General features: G+C 70.0%; 15 protein-coding genes. 2 read left to right on the forward strand and 13 right to left on the reverse strand.

Annotated elements, in window-relative coordinates; translation table 11 throughout:
* Nucleotides 1–367: 367 nt before the first annotated feature.
* Nucleotides 368–1,066 carry a demethylmenaquinone methyltransferase gene (locus tag ACT3T5_RS13985; protein ID WP_444579386.1) on the reverse strand — a complete coding sequence of 233 codons (699 nt, stop codon included), beginning with the start codon at nucleotides 1,064–1,066 and terminating at the stop codon, nucleotides 368–370.
* A gap of 130 nt (nucleotides 1,067–1,196) precedes the next feature.
* Here ACT3T5_RS13985 and serC point away from each other — a divergent pair, with 130 nt between their 5' ends.
* A complete protein-coding gene (gene serC, locus ACT3T5_RS13990) occupies nucleotides 1,197–2,354 on the forward strand; it encodes a phosphoserine transaminase (protein WP_444579384.1) in 1,158 nt (385 codons plus the stop codon).
* A gap of 22 nt (nucleotides 2,355–2,376) precedes the next feature.
* The gene (locus ACT3T5_RS13995) at nucleotides 2,377–2,619 is read left to right on the forward strand and encodes a hypothetical protein (RefSeq protein ID WP_444594652.1); all 243 of its coding nucleotides are present in this window, start codon (nucleotides 2,377–2,379) and stop codon (nucleotides 2,617–2,619) included.
* Between the two features lie 57 nt (nucleotides 2,620–2,676).
* Here the strand turns inward: ACT3T5_RS13995 and ACT3T5_RS14000 are convergent, their stop codons facing one another.
* The 12 genes from ACT3T5_RS14000 to ACT3T5_RS14055 all read right to left on the reverse strand — a co-directional run bounded on the left by ACT3T5_RS14000 (nucleotide 2,677) and on the right by ACT3T5_RS14055 (nucleotide 16,828).
* Nucleotides 2,677–3,150: a MarR family winged helix-turn-helix transcriptional regulator gene (locus tag ACT3T5_RS14000; protein WP_444579382.1), complete on the reverse strand. Its 474-nt coding sequence runs from the start codon at nucleotides 3,148–3,150 to the stop codon at nucleotides 2,677–2,679.
* The gene (locus ACT3T5_RS14005) at nucleotides 3,147–4,670 is read right to left on the reverse strand and encodes an NCS2 family permease (protein WP_444579380.1); all 1,524 of its coding nucleotides are present in this window, start codon (nucleotides 4,668–4,670) and stop codon (nucleotides 3,147–3,149) included. Before ACT3T5_RS14005 ends, ACT3T5_RS14000 begins: the two co-directional genes overlap by 4 nt.
* A gap of 52 nt (nucleotides 4,671–4,722) precedes the next feature.
* The gene (gene nagB, locus ACT3T5_RS14010; protein WP_444579378.1) at nucleotides 4,723–5,520 is read right to left on the reverse strand and encodes a glucosamine-6-phosphate deaminase; all 798 of its coding nucleotides are present in this window, start codon (nucleotides 5,518–5,520) and stop codon (nucleotides 4,723–4,725) included.
* A 231-nt stretch (nucleotides 5,521–5,751) separates the two neighbouring features.
* The gene (locus tag ACT3T5_RS14015) at nucleotides 5,752–7,125 is read right to left on the reverse strand and encodes an NAD(P)/FAD-dependent oxidoreductase (RefSeq protein WP_444579377.1); all 1,374 of its coding nucleotides are present in this window, start codon (nucleotides 7,123–7,125) and stop codon (nucleotides 5,752–5,754) included.
* Nucleotides 7,126–7,247: 122 nt separating this feature from the next.
* Nucleotides 7,248–8,201 (reverse strand): Ppx/GppA phosphatase family protein, encoded by a 954-nt coding sequence (locus ACT3T5_RS14020; protein ID WP_444579376.1) that lies wholly within the window; start codon nucleotides 8,199–8,201, stop codon nucleotides 7,248–7,250.
* Nucleotides 8,198–8,746, reverse strand: a complete 549-nt coding sequence (locus tag ACT3T5_RS14025; RefSeq protein WP_444594653.1) for a DUF501 domain-containing protein — start codon at nucleotides 8,744–8,746, stop codon at nucleotides 8,198–8,200. The genes ACT3T5_RS14020 and ACT3T5_RS14025 overlap by 4 nt, the downstream gene beginning before the upstream one ends.
* Entirely contained in the window at nucleotides 8,743–9,213 is a 471-nt protein-coding gene (locus ACT3T5_RS14030; protein ID WP_444579372.1) for an FtsB family cell division protein, read from the reverse strand. The genes ACT3T5_RS14025 and ACT3T5_RS14030 overlap by 4 nt, the downstream gene beginning before the upstream one ends.
* Nucleotides 9,214–9,459: 246 nt before the next feature.
* The gene (gene eno / locus ACT3T5_RS14035) at nucleotides 9,460–10,752 is read right to left on the reverse strand and encodes a phosphopyruvate hydratase (protein WP_444579370.1); all 1,293 of its coding nucleotides are present in this window, start codon (nucleotides 10,750–10,752) and stop codon (nucleotides 9,460–9,462) included.
* 66 nt (nucleotides 10,753–10,818) lie between these two features.
* A complete protein-coding gene (locus ACT3T5_RS14040) occupies nucleotides 10,819–11,736 on the reverse strand; it encodes a MazG nucleotide pyrophosphohydrolase domain-containing protein (protein ID WP_444594654.1) in 918 nt (305 codons plus the stop codon).
* 10 nt (nucleotides 11,737–11,746) lie between these two features.
* The gene (gene mfd, locus ACT3T5_RS14045; protein ID WP_444594655.1) at nucleotides 11,747–15,382 is read right to left on the reverse strand and encodes a transcription-repair coupling factor; all 3,636 of its coding nucleotides are present in this window, start codon (nucleotides 15,380–15,382) and stop codon (nucleotides 11,747–11,749) included.
* A complete protein-coding gene (gene pth, locus ACT3T5_RS14050; RefSeq protein ID WP_444579366.1) occupies nucleotides 15,379–15,993 on the reverse strand; it encodes an aminoacyl-tRNA hydrolase in 615 nt (204 codons plus the stop codon). The genes mfd and pth overlap by 4 nt, the downstream gene beginning before the upstream one ends.
* Before the next feature lie 226 nt (nucleotides 15,994–16,219).
* On the reverse strand, nucleotides 16,220–16,828 hold the full coding sequence (locus tag ACT3T5_RS14055; protein ID WP_444579364.1) for a 50S ribosomal protein L25/general stress protein Ctc: 609 nt from the start codon (nucleotides 16,826–16,828) through the stop codon (nucleotides 16,220–16,222).
* Nucleotides 16,829–17,016 lie beyond the last annotated feature (188 nt).

Genomic DNA, 17,016 nt, shown 5'->3' on the forward strand with positions numbered 1-17,016 from the left:
AAGCCTTTCGGCTCTTTCGCTCCGGGGCAACCTCTATAACTTACGAGGTGCGGCTCTCCATGTCAACTCGGTGCGGTGTGATCCGCGCCTCCCTGACTTTCAGAGGGACCTGCATGCCTGCTCAGTACGGTTTTCTCGGTTCAACCTCTCGGCCGACCCTCGTTCCCGTTCTGCTGGGCACGAGGAAGAACATTACGCAGATCCCCGGGGACCGTCAAGCCAGAACGACCCTCTTGGCGGTGTCCTGCGCCACACCCGGTGCTGATTGAACATCACTGCAGGTCATGGGCCTGAACACCGCACTATCCGATCATGCAGAAGTCGTACTTCGAGGTGCGAGAGGCCTGGGGCCCCGCGACGGGCCGCCTCAGATGTGAGGCACGACCCCTCGGTGTAGCGCCACGATCCCCCCGCTGAGGTTGCGGAACTGGGCCTTCTCCAGCCCGGCCTCGACGAACCACGCGCGCAGAGACGTCTGATCCGGCCACTCGAGGATGGACTCCGCGAGGTAGTCATAAGCGTCCGCGCTCGTGGCGACGCGTCGGGCGACAGCCGGCAGCGCACGCAGCAGGTACTTCTCGTACACCGTCCGGAAGACTCGGGAGCTCGGCGTCGAGAACTCGCACACGACCACTCGCCCGCCGGGCTTCACGACCCTGGCCATCTCGGCGAGGGCGAGCTTCGGCTCATGGACATTGCGCAGACCGAAGGAGATGACTGCGGCGTCGAAGGAGTCATCGGTGAAGGGGAGGTGCTGAGCGTCGGCGCCGACGAACGGGACCGGGGCTCCGCGTCGACGTCCCTCGGTCATCATCCCCAAGGAGAAGTCCGCCGCGAGGACCTGGGCACCTGCGTGTGCGATCGCCGTCGAGGAGGTTCCGGTGCCGGCGGCGAGATCGAGAACGGTGCTGCCAGGCTCGACGCCGAGCGATTCGACCATCGCCTCCCGCCACATCCTGACCTGCCCCAGGGCGGCAACGTCGTTCATCAGGTCATAGCGCTTGGCGATGCTGTCGAACATCCCTGCGACGTCATACGGCTGCTTCTTGAGATCGGCACGGCTCATACCCCGATCTTCCCATGCCGGGCCGCTCGGCACGGACCGCTGCGAGGTACGGGTCGCGCCCCTGGCAGGATAGGAGGGCGTGCTGCCGGACCCGCCGGTGGCACTGCCCCCGCATCACGAGGAGTTACCAATGTCCGATGCCCGTACCGTCCGTGCCGACACGATCCGCGGTCTGTCGATCCCCCAGGGTCTGCTTCCCGCGGATGGTCGCTTCGGCTCCGGTCCCTCCCGCATCCGCGACGCGCAGATGGAGGCTCTGAGCTCTGTGTCCCGCACGGTCATGGGCACTTCTCATCGCCAGGCTCCGGTGAAGCAGTACGTCGGACGGATCCGTTCCGGCCTGCGTGAGCTGTTCTCCCTGCCCGAGGACTACGAGGTCGTACTCGGCAACGGCGGGTCGACCGCATTCTGGGACGTCGCCGCCTTCGGACTGATCGAGCACCGCTCACAGCATCTGGTGCTCGGCGAGTTCTCTCAGAAGTTCGCGAGCGAGGTCGCCGGTGCTCCGCATCTGGGTGAGCCGGAGGTCATCCTGGCGGATCCCGGTGCGTGCCCGATGCCGGCAGCTCGGGAGGACGTCGACGCCTACGCCTGGCCCCATAACGAGACCTCCACTGGAGTCATGGTCCCCGTGCGTCGGCCCGCCGGGGCGCGCGCTGATCAGCTCGTGCTCGTGGATGCCACCTCCGCGGCCGGTGGCGCGATGATCGACATCACGGAGACCGACGCCTACTACTTCGCGCCGCAGAAGGCCTTCGCCTCGGACGGCGCGCTGTGGCTGAGCATCCTCTCCCCCGCGGCGATCGAACGGGCCGAGCGCCTCGCAGCAGACACGCACCGATGGATCCCGTCGTTCCTCTCTCTGACCAGTGCGATCGACAACTCCCGCAAGGATCAAACGCTGAACACCCCGGCGGTGGCGACCTTGGTGCTCATGGCCGAGCAGATCGAGTGGATGCTCGCCCAGGGCGGCCTCGCCTGGGCTGATGCCAGGACCCGGACCACCAGCGGCATGGTGCAGGCCTGGGCCGCAGGGCGTGAGGAGATCACGCCGTTCGTCACCGAGCCCGAGGCTCGGTCCCAGGTGGTGACCACTCTGGACGTCGACGACTCGATCGATGCCACGGCCGTGACCTCCGTGCTCCGTGCGCACGGGATCGTCGACATCGAGCCCTACCGCAAGCTCGGCCGCAACCAGCTGCGCATCGCGACCTTCCCCGCAGTGGAAGAAGCTGACGTGTCGGCTCTGCTCGCTGTGCTCGACCACGTGCTCGACCACAGCGCCTGACCCCCACGCGGATCCGTACGACGTGCTCCGTCTCACCTGCGCTGCCCGGCCATCGGTGCCGATCGGCCGCACGATCTGCGCGTTCGGCACTACTGCGCGTCCGGCACTACTGCGTGGTCAGAACGTCTACGTGGTCGAACTTCTGCGTGGTCAGAACGTCTACGTGGTCGAACTTCTGCGTGGTCAGAACGTCTACGTGGTCGAACTTCTGCGTGGTCACACAGTCGTGGTCAACGTGGTGACGGCGTCCTGGCCAACGTGGTGACGGGGTCCTGGCCAACGTGGTGACGGAGTCCTGGTCAGTGAGGTCACGCAGCCGCGGTCAGCGGGGTGGATCGATGAGGGTGCGGCGCAGCAGCTCGGTCGCGGCACGGAGAGTCTCCCGCTCCTGGGGGTCGGCTGCCTCGATCCGGGTGCGGAGCCAGCCGTCGCGCTCGGCCCTGCCCTGGAGCACCACCTGCACACCGAGCTCGGTGAGCGTGACCAGCACCTGGCGGCCGTCGCCCGGGTGCGTCGAGCGCACGACGAGGCCCGCGTCCTCGAGCCGACCCAGGATCCGGGTCATCACCGGAGGGCTCACATGCTCGAACTCCGCGAGCGACCCCGGGGTCGACTCACCGGATCGGTCCAGGAACGCGAGCACCGAGAACTGCGACGCGGAGACCTCGTCCGACGCGGTGCGGGAGCGCAGGATGCGGGAAGAGACCAGCAGCACGCGACGCAGCTCGGCCGCCAGCTCGGAGACGTCGTCCTGTGCGACGTGCTCGTCCCCTGCCTGCGGCTCCCCCGTCGTCACAGCAGCAGGCCTTCGATCGCACCGCGCAGGAAGTACACGACGAAGAGCGCAGCGATCACATACATGAGCCAGTGCACCTCGCGGGCCTTCCCCCGCACGAGCCGGATCAGGACGTACATCAGGAAGCCGGCGCCCATGCCCACGGTGATCGAGTACGCGAACGGCATGAGGATGATCGTGAGGAAGGCCGGGAGGGCGACCTCGACATCGCTGAAGTCGATGTCCGTCACCTGCGTCATCATCAGGAAGCCGACCATCACCAGCGCCGGGGTCGCGGCCTCGTAGGGCACGAGTGCGACCAGCGGCGCGAGGAAGGTGGTCAGCAGGAACGCGACGCCGACGACGATCGAGGCCACGCCCGTACGAGCGCCTTCGGCCACGCCCGACGTGGACTCGACGAAGCTCGTGTTCGACGAGACGCCGCCGACACCGCCGGCGATCGCGGCGACGGAGTCCACGACGAGGATGCGCTGGGAGTGCGGCATGTCGCCCTCCTCATCGACCAGCCCGGCCTCCGAGGCGACGGCGACCATGGTGCCCATGGTGTCGAAGAAGTCCGCCAGCAGCAGGGAGAAGACGATGACGATCGCACCGATCCCGCCTGCGGCGGTGATGCCTCCGATGGGGTCGACCGTGAACAGGGTCGCGAAGTCCGGGGCCTGGATCGGGAACTCGCTGATGGCGGGCACGTTCATCGCCCACCCACCGGGATTGCCGGGATTCGTGTCATCGCCCGCGCTGAAGGCGCCGAGGTGGAGGAACCGCTCGAGGACTATCGAGAGGACGGTGGCGCTGACGATCGCGATGAGGATCGCGCCGGGCACCTTGCGCACCCACAGCACGAACATGAGCAGGAGGCCCGCGACGAACACGAAGGTGGGCCAGCCTGTGAGCGACCCGTCGTTGCCCAGCTGCACGGGGGTCCCGGAGGCGGTGGTCACGAACTTGGCGTTGAACAGGCCGAGGAAGGCGATGAACAGGCCGATCCCCACGCCGATGGCGGTCTTCAGGAAGGGCGGAACAGCCATGAACACCGCCCGGCGGAAGCCCGTGAGGACGAGGACGAGGATGACCACGCCCTCGAGCACCACGAGGCCCATCGCCCCGCCCCAGGTCATACCCGGCAGCGGCACCACCGAATAGGCGATGTAGGCGTTGAGCCCGAGCCCGGTCGCCAGGGCGAGCGGGAACTTGGCCCACGCCCCCATGAAGATGCTCAGGAGCCCGGCGATCAGCGCGGTGCCGGCAGCCACCGCCGGGAGGTTGGGCTCTGCGCCGCCACCGAGGAACTGCCCGGTCGAGTCCGGGACGGTCCCGATGATCAGCGGGTTCAGCACCACGATGTAGCACATCGAGAAGAAGGTGACGAGCCCTCCGCGGAGCTCACGGGAGAGGGTCGACCCTCGCTCGGAGATCCGGAAGAACCGGTCGAAACCGCTGCGAGGCGCTGCGACAGCACCCGAGGACGGCGGGGACGAAGGAGGTGAGGAGGGGGGCGAGGAGGGGTCGGCCTGCATCATGGGAGCGATCGTATCCGGCTCCCGCCGACGCATCCGCCCCTGTTCCGGATCCTCAGCTGTGACGTGCGACCGGGTTCTCCGCCTCGAGGCGGCGAGCGTAGCGGTAGTAGTCGGCGAGCTCCAGCTGCGAGGCGGCCGCCTCGTCGACCACGACGACCACGTCGGGGTGCAGCTGGAGGCTGGAGGCCGGCCACCGCGCGCTGATCGCGCCCTCGGCGAGATGCGCGACCGCTTCCGCCTTGTGCTCCCCCGAGGCGGTCAGAACGATCCTGCGCGCATCGCGGATGGTCCCCAGTCCCTGGCTGAGCGCCCGGACCGGGACGTCCGCCGCATCGTCGAAATAGCGGGAGTTGTCGGCGATCGTGCTCTGTGCCAGCCCCACCACACGCGTGCGCGAGCCGAGCGAGCTGCCGGGCTCGTTGAAGGCGATGTGTCCGTTGGACCCGATGCCGAGGATCTGGAGATCCACTCCCCCTGCCGCGGAGATCCGCGCGTCATAGGAGGCGGCCTCCGCGGCCGGGTCGGCGGCGTCGCCGGCGGGCGAGACCACCGCGGCGTCATCGATGTCGATGTGCGACGTGAAGTTCTCACGGATGAAACGATGGTAGCTCTGCTCGTGGCCCGCCGGCAGGCCCACGTACTCGTCGAGCAGGAAGGCGCGCGCGGTGGCGAAGGAGAGGCCCTCCTCGCGATGGCGCCGGATCAGCTCCGTGTACGCCGGGACGGGAGAGGACCCGGTGGCCAGACCGAGGACGGGGCCGGAGTCGTCGGCGTCTCGGATGGTCTGCTCGAAGACGTCGGCGACGACGCGAGCGCCCTCGGCGGCGTCGGTGACGATATGGATCTCCATGGGGTACTTCCCTTCCGGTCGCGCGCGCCCTGTCCCCGACACCCTGCTGACCGTATGTGCTCGTCTATTACCGGGAACGAGCATACTCGGGCTTCCTCCCGGGACATGCTCCGTCCCGCCGATGTGAGCAGTCCCTGCATGCACGGAGGCACCGTCACGCCGAGCGTGGCGGTGCCTCCGTGGCTCCGGAGCCGCGGGATGCGGGCGCTCAGGCGCCCGATCCCGGCCGGATCACTTCTTCTTGCCGGAGTTCGCGGCGTACTCGAACGCTGCGCGCGGCGTCGAGGACTGCGGGATGCCGATGATGTCCCGGCGGGAGATCAGGTTCGTCGCCCATCCGGCGATGACCGCTGCCTTCCGGCCCAGGGTCGGCATGGCGTAGACGTGGTAGGCGCGGGCCATGGCCCAGGCCGGGAGCCCGCGGATGTCGAGCTCCTTGTCGGCCACGTTGAGGCGGCCGACGCCCTTGTACATGCCCAGGGTCGCCATGACGCCGAGGTTCTTGTGGTAGTAGTCCACCAGCGGGCGCCCCTGCACGGAGCGCGCGATGTTGTCCGCCACGCGCTTGCCCTGACGCACGGCGTGCTGAGCGTTGGGCGGGCAGAACTTGCCCTCACCGGAGGCGAGGTCCGGCACGGCGGCGCAGTCGCCGGCGGCGAAGACGTTCTCCAGCGGGCCGTCGGCGCCGTTGACACGGAGGTCGGCCAGAGCCTCGAGCTTGCCCATCATGGGGCCGCGCTCGGTGATGACGGGCAGATCAGAGATGTCCGTGTCGGACAGGACCGGGGCCGGCTTCACACCGGCGTTCCAGACCAGCAGGCCGGTCTCGAACTCGTCGCCGTCGCTGGTCTTGATGAGGCCGTCCTCGGCCGAGTTCAGGAAGGTCTCGAGCTTGACCTCGACGCCGCGCTCGCGCAGCTGGTTCAGCACGTAGGCGCGCTGGTCCTCGGTGAGCTCGGGGAACACGAAGGGCGCCGCGTCGATGAGCACGAAGCGGATGTCCGAGGCGTGCAGGTCGGGGTAGTAGCGCAGGGCGTCGCGGACCATGTCCTCGGTCTCGCTGACCGCCTCGCCGCCGGCGAAGCCGCCGCCGATGAAGGTGAAGGTGAGCAGACGCTTGCGGATCTTCGGGTCCTTGGTGGACGCCGCCTCGGCGAGGTTGGCGAGGATGCGGTCGCGCACGGCCACTGCCTCCTCGACCTGCTTGAAGCCGATGGCGTTCTCGGCGAGGCCCGGGATGGGCAGGAGACGGGGAACGGCGCCGAGGCCGACGACCAGGTAGTCGTAGGAGATCTCGAGCTGCACGTCCTCCTCGGTGTTCACCACGACGGTGTTCTCCGAGCTGCGGATCTGCGTGACGGAGCCGGTGACGACCTTGCTCCCCGGGAGGATCTTGCGCAGGGGCGCGAGGACGTTGCGGGGATCGATGCTGCCGGCGCCGACCTCGGGGAGGAAGGGTGCGTAGGTCATATAGGGGCGCGGGTCCACGACCGTGATCGCGACCTCGGAGCCGAGCGTCTTGCGCAGATCGCTCGCAGTGGTCAGGCCGACGGAACCGCCGCCGAGGATCAGGACATGGGGCTTGCCGCCGAAAGTGGTGTTCATGACCCCTAGCCTAGAACCGCGGAGCACTTCGCACAAAACGATTCAGGTCGTGGACGTCACGGCGTGCTCGCGTCGGCCGTCGCCCGTCGACCGCCGGGGCCCACGTCCGTCGGGCCCGGCGGTCAGTCCGTGCGGTCCAGCAGGTCCAGGGCGAGGCCGTCGAGGATGTCATGTTCGCTGGTCCTGGTCTCGGTGATCCCGGACGCGGTGGAGACCCGTTCCATGATCCGAGACCAGATCAGAGCCCCTGCACCGATCACATCGATGCGCCCCGGATGGATGATCCGGTGCGCGGACCGCTGCTGTCGGGTCTGCGAGAGCAGGTCGAGGCAGACAGCCTGGACGTCGTCGATCGCCAACCTCGCCCCGTGCGTGACGTCGGGTTGATACTCCTGGAGCCCTTGCGCGACCGCCGTGACGGTGGTCACGGTCCCGGCCACGCCGACCAGCGATCGTGCGCGGTCCAGCGGCACCGCGGACTCGGCCTCGTCCAGCAGCGCGTCGATGTCCGCGCTCGCGGCAGCGATCTGCTCCGCAGTGGGGGGATCCGTGGCGAGGTGGCGCTCGGTCAGCCGTACCGACCCGATGTCCATGCTGATGCGGTGCGTCGGAGTGGTGGTCCCGAGCACCAGCTCGGTGGAGCCCCCTCCGATGTCCACCACGAGACGAGGGCCCTCGGGGAGTCCGGTGACGGTGCTGACCGCGCCTCGGAAGGAGAGTGCCGCCTCCTCCTCGCCCGTGATCACCTCAGGGGTCACCCCGAGGATCTCGCGGATCCCGTCGATGAACTCATCCCGGTTCGACGCGTCCCTGGTCGCCGAGGTCGCGACGAAGCGCACCGCCTCGGGAGCCACGTCGTGCCGCTCGATGAGCTCACGGAACTGACGCGCCGCCTCCAGCGTGCGCTCGATCGCGACCGGATCGAAGCGCCCCGTGCGGTCGACGCCGAGGCCCAGACGCACCATCTCGAGCCGGCGCTCGAGGTCCGTGGGCCGGGTACCGTCCCCGACCCGGCGCGCGATCAGAAGTCGGATGGAGTTGGTGCCGCAGTCGATCGCGGCGACGGGGGCGCTCATGCGTCGTCCTCCGGGGCGGCGTCGACCTGCTCGCATCGGCACACGAGCTCGGGCAGCACGCCGTCGATGGTCGCGAGGACCTCGTCGGCGACGGGGTTGATGCCCTCCCCCTCGGCGAGGGCCTGACCTGCCAGGGCATGGAGGCACTTCACCCGCGTGGGCATGCCGCCGGCGCTGACGTGGCGGACCTCCTCGGCGTCCCCGAGCTCCTCGCGACGGGCGAGGTACCGCTCGTGGGCTCGACGGTAGCCGGCGGCGAGCTCGTCATCGGTCTCCAGCCGCCGGGTGAGGTCGGCCATCGTGCCGGTCGCCTCGATGCGGGAGATGTCCAGGGTGAGCCACGGGAGGGTGAGGTAGAGGGAGGTGGGGAACGGGGTTCCGTCCTCGAGCCTCGGGGCGGTGCGCACCACGGCCGGGCGCCCACAGCTGCAGCGCCGGGCGATGGACACCACGCCGCGCATGTCGCGCCCGAGCTGCTCCCGCATCACCTCGAGATCGTCGGGCGTGGTCGGGGTCTCGAAGGGAAGGGGTGGGAGTGCGCTCACTGCGGGGGATCCTGATCGTCGGTGTCGTCGGCGGGTGTTTCGTCGGAGACGTCCTCGTCGGTCGAGCCGGTCTCGTCGGGGATGTCCTCGGGGGTCAGGCGGCTCGCTCCCTCGACGCTCTTCCAGAGCGTGGAGAACCATTCGCCCTCCTGCGCCTGCTCCGCGGCCAGCTCCGCCTCGGTGAGGGGGACGTCCCGACCGGAGGTGTCCGTGAGCCGGTACTGGGTCTCCCCCGGCATCGCGAAGAGCAGTCGCTCTCGGGCCCGGGCGGAGACATAGGCCGGGTCCTCCCAGCGGGCGACCTGCTCGCGGAGCTTCTCCACGTCGGTCTCCTGCGAGTTCACCTGGGCCTGGATCTCGGAGAGCTGCTGACGCTGGGCGACATAGGAGTTGACCGTCGGCACGAGGGCCGCCAGCGCGATCACCACGAGGGCGACGAGCGCCAGGGTGCGCCGGGTGATGGTCACGCCGGGGCCGTCCTCCTGGGGACCGCGCGGGGCGGTGCTGCGAGGACGTGATGCCGCCGCCGGGCCGCGGTTGCGCGAGGACGAGGCGCTCTTGGCCGTCCCCCGCGACGGGGTGGACGACGGTCGCGCGGCCGGCCGCGCACCGGGCCGACGACCCCCGGATGCAGCGACCGGGCGCCTCGCTGATCGCGGGGCGCCCGGTCGTCTGTTGCTCATGACCAGAGGTTACAACCTCATGCTGAGGACTCAGGCAGTGAAACGCGTGAACCGAGGAAATGCTGCGGCGCCGGCGTAACGTGCCGCATCCCCCAGCTCCTCCTCGATGCGCAGCAGCTGGTTGTACTTCGCCACGCGCTCGCCTCGGGCCGGGGCGCCCGACTTGATCTGCCCGCAGTTGGTGGCCACGGCGAGGTCCGCGATGGTGGTGTCCTCGGTCTCACCGGAGCGGTGCGACATCATGGCCTTGAACCCCGCACGGTGCGCGAGGTCCACGGCGTCGAGGGTCTCCGACAGCGAGCCGATCTGGTTCACCTTGACCAGCAGCGCGTTAGCGGAGCCCTCGGTGATCCCGCGGCCGAGGCGCTCGGGGTTGGTGACGAACAGGTCGTCGCCGACGAGCTGGGTCTTGGCCCCGACACGCTCGGTCATGGCCTTCCAGCCCTCCCAGTCGTCCTCGTCCAGCGGGTCCTCGATGGAGACCAGCGGGTAGGAGTCGACGAGATCGGCGTAGTAGTCGATCAGCTGGGCGGAGGTCTTCTTCTCGCCCTCGAAGAGGTACGAGCCGTCCTCGAAGAACTCGGAGGCGGCGACGTCCAGGGCCAGGGCCACGTCCTTGCCGGCCTCGAAGCCCGCCCTGCCGATGGCCTCGACGATCAAGTCGAGGGCCGCACGGTTCGAGTCGAGGTTCGGCGCGAAGCCGCCCTCGTCGCCGAGACCGGTGGCCAGGCCGCGCTCCTTGAGCACAGACTTCAGCGCGTGGTAGACCTCGGCGCCGACGCGCATGGCCTCGCCGAAGGTCTCCGCACCGATCGGCGCGATCATGAACTCCTGGATGTCGACGTTGGAGTCCGCGTGGGACCCGCCGTTGAGGATGTTCATCATCGGGACCGGCAGGATGTGGGCGTTGGGCCCGCCGACGTACTGGTAGAGCGGCACACCGGCGGAATCCGCGGCGGCGCGGGCCACGGCCAGCGAGACGCCGAGGATGGCGTTCGCGCCGAGGGCACCCTTGTTGGTGGTGCCGTCGAGATCGAGCATGACCTGGTCGATCGCGCGCTGCTCCTGGACGTCCATGCCCAGGATCTTGGGCTGGATGTCGGTGATGACCGCGGAGACGGCCTCCTCGACACCCTTGCCGAGATAGCGGGCCTTGTCGCCATCGCGGCGCTCGACGGCCTCGAAGGCACCGGTGGAGGCACCGGAGGGGACTGCGGCGCGGGCGACGATCCCGTCGTCGAGGAGGATCTCCACCTCGACGGTGGGGTTGCCTCGGGAATCGAGGATCTCGCGGGCGTGAACGGCATCGATCAGAGCTGCCATGGGCTGTTCCTTCCATCAGGAGAAGAGCGGTCACGGCCGGTCGGCGCTGACCGTCCACAGGCCAGTCTAGGCCGTCCGGCCGTCCTGGCTCGACAGGGTGCCGTCCGATGGCTCCCCGTGGGGGACCTGTGGGCCGTCCTCGGACGGTGCGGAGTCGCCTGCCGTGACGACTGCCGAGCGCGTCCGGGCGAGCAGGGTGCGCAGGGCGGATTCGGGGTCGATGTCCTCGGACTCGGCACGCACCGCCAGGTCCAGCATCGCGCGTGCGGTGGCGCCTCCCCACTGCTGGGCGTCGGGCGCGGCGGCCGCCTCGTCGGCGGCGGCGAGCAGCTCCTCGAGCCGACCGTCGGAGCGGGTGCGGTGCACGACCTTCGCGGCGGTCTGGAGCACGGGCAGGCGCTCCGGGATGCCGTCGAACCAGGCCGCCGCCGCGGGGGCGTCGCCGGCTCCTTCCGCCCGACGCTCGGCCGCCTTCACGGCGTGCCACTGGGCGATGATCTGCTCCACGTCCTCCGGGTCCTCGAGCGCCTCGTCCCGTCGGTCGCCGAAGATGTGCGGGTTCCGGCGCTCCATCTTGGCGATGAAGGACCGCGCCACGTCGTCGACGTCCCAGGCCGGGTCCGCCTCCTGCCCGACCCGGGCGTGGAACAGGATCTGGAAGAGCAGGTCCCCGAGCTCGTCGCGCAGGGCGCCGGGCCCATGGGCCTGCGGATCGTCGATCACCTCGAGAACCTCGTAGGTCTCCTCCAGGAGGTACCTGGCCAGCGACGCGTGGGTCTGCTGATGGGACCAGGCGTCCCCGTCGGCCGCGCGGAGCGCCTCCATCACCTCGACCGCCCGGAGCAGGGCGCTGCCGCGCGCAGCGACCTCGCCGTGGGGCGGCTCGGTGCGCCGCGAGGGCGGGGCCTCCTGCGGGGACCGTGCGGGCGGCTGCCCGGAGGCGGACGGTCGCGGGGACCGTGCGGGCGGCTGCGAAGAGTTCACAGGTGCGAGGTTACTTCGCCGATCCCTGGATGGTGGGCGAGGTCATGGACTCCGCCGCCGCCGGGACCAGGGTGCGCAGCACCTCGCGGGCCCAGTCCAGCAGCTCGTGGTCACGCAGCTCGGTGCCCCCGAAGCGCGAGGTCATCGGTCGCGGCACGAGCACCTGGCGCGTGGTGGGCTTGAGCAGCGTGCCCGGGTAGAGGCGCTTCATGCGCATCGCTGCGGAGTCCGGCACCTCGAGGTGCGCGAAGCGGATCATCTTGCCCTGCGCCTGCACCTCGTCGATGCCGGCGGCTCGGGCATCGATCCGGAACCGCGCCACGTCCAGCAGCACCTCGACCGGCTGCGGCGGCGCGCCGTAGCGGTCCGTGAGCTCGGAGCGGATCTGGTCGATCTCGGCGACCTCGCGCACGGCCGACAGCTTCGAGTAGGCCTCCAGGCGGAGACGCTCGGAGCCGATGTAGTCGTGCGGGACATGCGCATCCAGCGGGAGCTCGACGCGGATCTCCTTCTCGGGGGCCGTGGACTCGCCGCGGAACGCCGAGACGGCCTCCCCCACCATGCGCACGTAGAGATCGAAGCCGACCCCGGCGATGTGGCCGGACTGCTCGCCGCCCAGCAGGTTGCCCGCACCGCGGATCTCGAGGTCCTTCATCGCGACCTTCATACCGGCGCCGAGATCGGTGTTCGTGGCCAGCGTGGTGAGCCGGTCGTGGGCGAGCTCGGTGAGCGGCTTGGTGGCGTTGTAGAGGAAATAGGCATAGGCGCGCTCGCTCGAACGGCCCACACGACCGCGCAGCTGATGCAGCTGGGAGAGCCCGAACTTGTCGGCGTTCTCCACGATCAGGGTGTTCGCGTTGGCGATGTCCAGGCCGGTCTCGACGATGGTGGTGCACACCAGCACGTCGAAGTCGCGCTCCCAGAAGTCCACGATGACCCGTTCGAGCTGGGCCTCGTTCATCTTGCCGTGGGCGACCTGCACCCGGGCGTCGGGGACCAGCTCGCGCAGATGCGCGGCGACCCGGTCGATGTCCTCGACCCGGTTGTGGATGTAGAACACCTGGCCCTCGCGCAGCAGCTCGCGCCGGATGGCGGCCGTGATCTGCTTGTCCTCCTGGGCGCCGACATAGGTGAGCACCGGGTGACGCTCCTCCGGCGGGGTCGCGAGGATCGACATCTCGCGGATCCCGGTCACCGCCATCTCCAGGGTGCGCGGGATGGGGGTGGCGGACATCGCGAGCACGTCCACGTCGGTGCGCAGCGCCTTGAGGGTTTCCTTGTGCTCGACGCCGAAGCGCTGCTCCTCGTCAACGATCAGGAGCCCCAGGTCCTTGAACCGCACCTGCCCGGTGAGCAGGCGGTGGGTGCCGATGACGATGTCGACGCTGCCGTCGGCGACGCCCTCGATGGTGGCCTTCGAGTCCGCGGAGTTCTGGAACCGGGAGAGCCCGCGCACCGTGACCGGGAAGCCGGTGTACCGCTCGGCGAAGGTGTCCAGATGCTGCTGGGCGAGCAGGGTCGTCGGGGCGAGCACAGCGACCTGCTTGCCGTCCTGGACCGCCTTGAAGGCGGCGCGCACCGCGATCTCCGTCTTCCCGTAGCCGACGTCGCCGAGGATCAGACGGTCCATCGGGACGGTCTTCTCCATATCGGACTTCACGTCGTCGATGGTCACGAGCTGATCCGGGGTCTCCACGAACTCGAACGCGTCCTCGAGCTCACGCTGCCACGGGGTGTCGGGGGCGAAGGCGTGCCCGGGGGCGGCCTGCCGTGCCGAGTACAGCCGCACCAGCTCGTCGGCGATCTCGCGGATCGCCTTGCGCGCCCGGGACTTCGTCTTGGCCCAGTCCGAGCCGCCCATGCGGTTGACGCTGGGATCCTCGCCGCCGACGTACTTCGTGACCTGGTCGAGCTGGTCGCTGGGCACGTACAGCCGGTCCCCGGGCTGGCCCTTCTTGGAGGCCGCGTACTCGATCACGAGGTACTCGCGGGTGGTGCGCTTGGCACCGACGCCGACGGCGCGGCTGGTCATCTCCAGGAAGCGCCCCACGCCGTGGTGGGCGTGGACGACGTGGTCGCCGGGGCGCAGCTGCAACGGATCGACGACGTTGCGGCGCCGCGAGGGCATCTTGCGCTCCTCGCCGCGCCGCGCGCCGGACTTGCCGGTGAGGTCGCGCTCGGAGGCGAGGACCAGCTTGAGGTCCTCAGCCACGAGGCCCTCGGGGAACGGTCCGACGGTGACCACGGCCTGGCCGGGATCCACGGGCCCCTCGAGGTCCGGGGAGAAGAGTGCCGGCATGCCTTCGGCGCGGAGGTTCTCGCTGACGTGACGGGCGCCGCCGGGACCGACCATGGTCGCCACGACGCTCCAGCCGTCCTGGCGACGCTGCTCGAGGTCCTTCGCGGCGTCGCCCGGCTTCCCGGAGTACCCCGGGTGGGTCTGCGCACCGCGCGTGAGATCGACATCGGCATCCAGGCCGAAGGTCGCCAGGGTGAACCACGGCCGGCCGCCCTCGCGGGCATGCCCCTTGGCCTCCCCCAGCGGGACGAAGCTCGCCGCCCCGACGTCGATGGGCAGACCACCGCCGGCCGCCGCGCTGGACCAGGCCGCCGCCAGGAACTCGTCGGTCGTGGCGACGAGCTCCTCCGCGCGGGCACGGGTCCGCTCGGGATCCAGGATCAGCAGGCGGGCGTTCTCCGGGAGGACGTCGGCGACCTGCTCCATCCCGTCCACGAGGACCGGGCTGAGGGATTCCATCCCGTCGGCGGCGATGCCGTCGGCGATGCGCAGCAGCAGGTCCCGCACCCCGGGCAGGTCCTCGGCGCGGGCGCGGGCGCGTTCGCGCACCGCCGGGGTCAGGAGGATCTCACGGCAGGGCGGGGCGTCGAGCCCGCGGGGCGCGGGGTCCAAGGAGCGCTGATCGGCGACGGAGAAGTAGCGCACGTCGTCGATCTCGTCGCCGAACAGGTCCACGCGCAGCGGATGCGGCTCGGTGGGCGGGAATACGTCCAGGATGCCGCCGCGCACGGCGAAGTCGCCGCGCTTCTCGACCATGTCGACCCGGGCATAGGCCGCGTCGACGAGGTCGCGCACGAGGTCGTCCAGCGGATAGGTGTCCCCGACGGCGGCGCGCACCGGTGTGAGGTCCCCGAGTCCCGTCGCGATGGGCTGCAGCAGCGAACGGACCGGAAGCAGGAGCACGTGGACCGGGTCCTCGGACTCGGGGTGCGCGAGCCGCCGCAGCGTCGCCAGGCGCTTCGCGACGGTGTCGGCGCGCGGGGACAGGCGCTCGTGGGGAAGCGTCTCCCAGGCGGGGAGCTCGGCGACGTGATCCGTGCCGATCAGCGCGGACAGCGCGGAGCGCACGTCCTCGAGGGCGCGCGTGGTGGGGGTGACCACGACCAGCGGGCGCTCGGCGCTCGCCTCACGGGCGAGATCGGCGACGACGAAGGGGAACAGTCCGGTCGCCGCGACGATGCTCCCGCCGTCGCCGCTGTCCGAGCCCTCCTGCACGAAGGAGCGCACCGCGGTGAGATCACGCCCGGCCGCCAGCTGGTCCAGCAGCGGGCGCAACGGGGCACGGGTCGGACCGAGCGCGGGACGGTTCGTGGTCGTGCTGTTCGTGGTCGTGCTGTTCGTGGTCATCGTGCCTCTCGGGAGTGGAAGCGCTGCTGGGCCGCGGTGAGGCCCTCGAGGACCACGGCCTCCACGGCGTCGGCGGCATCGGAGATCAGCAGCTCGAGGGACTTGCGCTCGGTGGAGGTGAACGGCGCGAGCACATGGTCGGCCGTGTCCCGGCCGCCCGAGGGCCGGCCGACGCCCGCTCGCACACGGAGGTAGTCCTTGGTGCCCAGGGCCTTGGTGATGTCGCGCAGCCCGTTGTGGCCGCCCTCGCCGCCGCCGAGCTTGAGCCGGACGGTGTCGAAGGGGATGTCCACTTCGTCATGGACCGCGACGATCCGCTCCGGGGGGATGTCGTAGTAGGAGGCCAGCGCCTTCACGGGGCCCCCGGAGACGTTCATGTAGGTGGTGGTCTTGGCGAGGATGACGCGCTCGTCGGCTCCGGGGATGCCGAGGCGGCCCTCGAGCACGACAGCCTGGGCACGGCGGGCTGCGGTGAAACGGCCCCCGGCCGCGGCGGCGATGTGATCGAGCACCATATGCCCGATGTTGTGCCGGGTCGCGGCGTACTTCGAGCCGGGGTTGCCGAGACCCACGACCAGGTACGGTCCGGGTCGACGTTCGCTCACGGTCATGGACTGCTCCTCGCTGCAGCGTCGACGCCGTTCCGGGATCCTGCTCCCGGGGCGGCCTGGTGGCGGCCGGCGCGATCCACCGCGCGCTCTTCCCGGCCTCGGACACCGTACCGAGGCGCCGCGCAGTGCGCGACGCCCCGGGGTGGCGCATGTGAGGAAACGAGCGGACCGACCGGGTGCGGGGAGGCTGGACGCCGCCCTGTCCCCCGACATCCGCTCGGGAGGGTCACTCCTCGTCGGCAGAGCCCTCTTCGGCCTCGGCGGTCTCGGTGGACTCCTCGTCCTCGGACTCCTCCTGCACGCGGGGCAGCGCCACGCTGGCGACGAGGATCTCGGCGTCGGTGACCAGCTCGGTGCCCTGGGGCAGGGTCACGTCGCCGGCGAAGACCTGGAAGCCGTCCTCGGAGCCCTCGACGTCGACGTCGACCTGCTCGGGGACGTTCAGCGCGTCGACCAGGAGGGTGAGGTGCTGCAGGTCGACGAAGGCGTCGGCCGGCGCGACGGGCTCGCCGTGGAGGATCACGGGGATCTCGACCTCGACCTTCTCGCCCTTGCGGACCGTGATCAGGTCGAGGTGGTTCAGGGAGCGCTTCAGCGGGTGGCGCTGGATCTCCTTGATGAGGGCGAGGTGCTGGGTGCCGTCGGCGAGCTTCAGCTCGAGCAGGGCGTTGGGGTTACGGGCGATCAGCGCGGTCTCGTGGCCCGGGAGGGACAGGTGCAGCGGGGCCTCGCCGTGGCCGTACAGGACGGCGGGAATACGGCCGTCGACGCGCAGGCGGCGGGCAGCGCCCTTGCCGAAGTCCTCGCGCAGTTCGACATTCAGGTTCTCAGCCATGGTGGTGCTCCTCGTGGATGCGGTTGCTCGACGATGAGCGACGCCACGGGGCACAGGAGCAACTCCTGGTCTCCGCACCGCGTCGATCACGGAGGGGCTCATGCCCGCTCCCTCGCCGAAGTGACCCGGTGAGATTAGCACGCGGGAGCCCGGAGTCCCTCGCCGACGTGACGGCCATCGCCGTCGGC

The sequence above is a fragment of the Brachybacterium sp. AOP3-A1-3 genome (assembly GCF_052378285.1).
In the GTDB taxonomy this organism is placed as follows: domain Bacteria; phylum Actinomycetota; class Actinomycetes; order Actinomycetales; family Dermabacteraceae; genus Brachybacterium.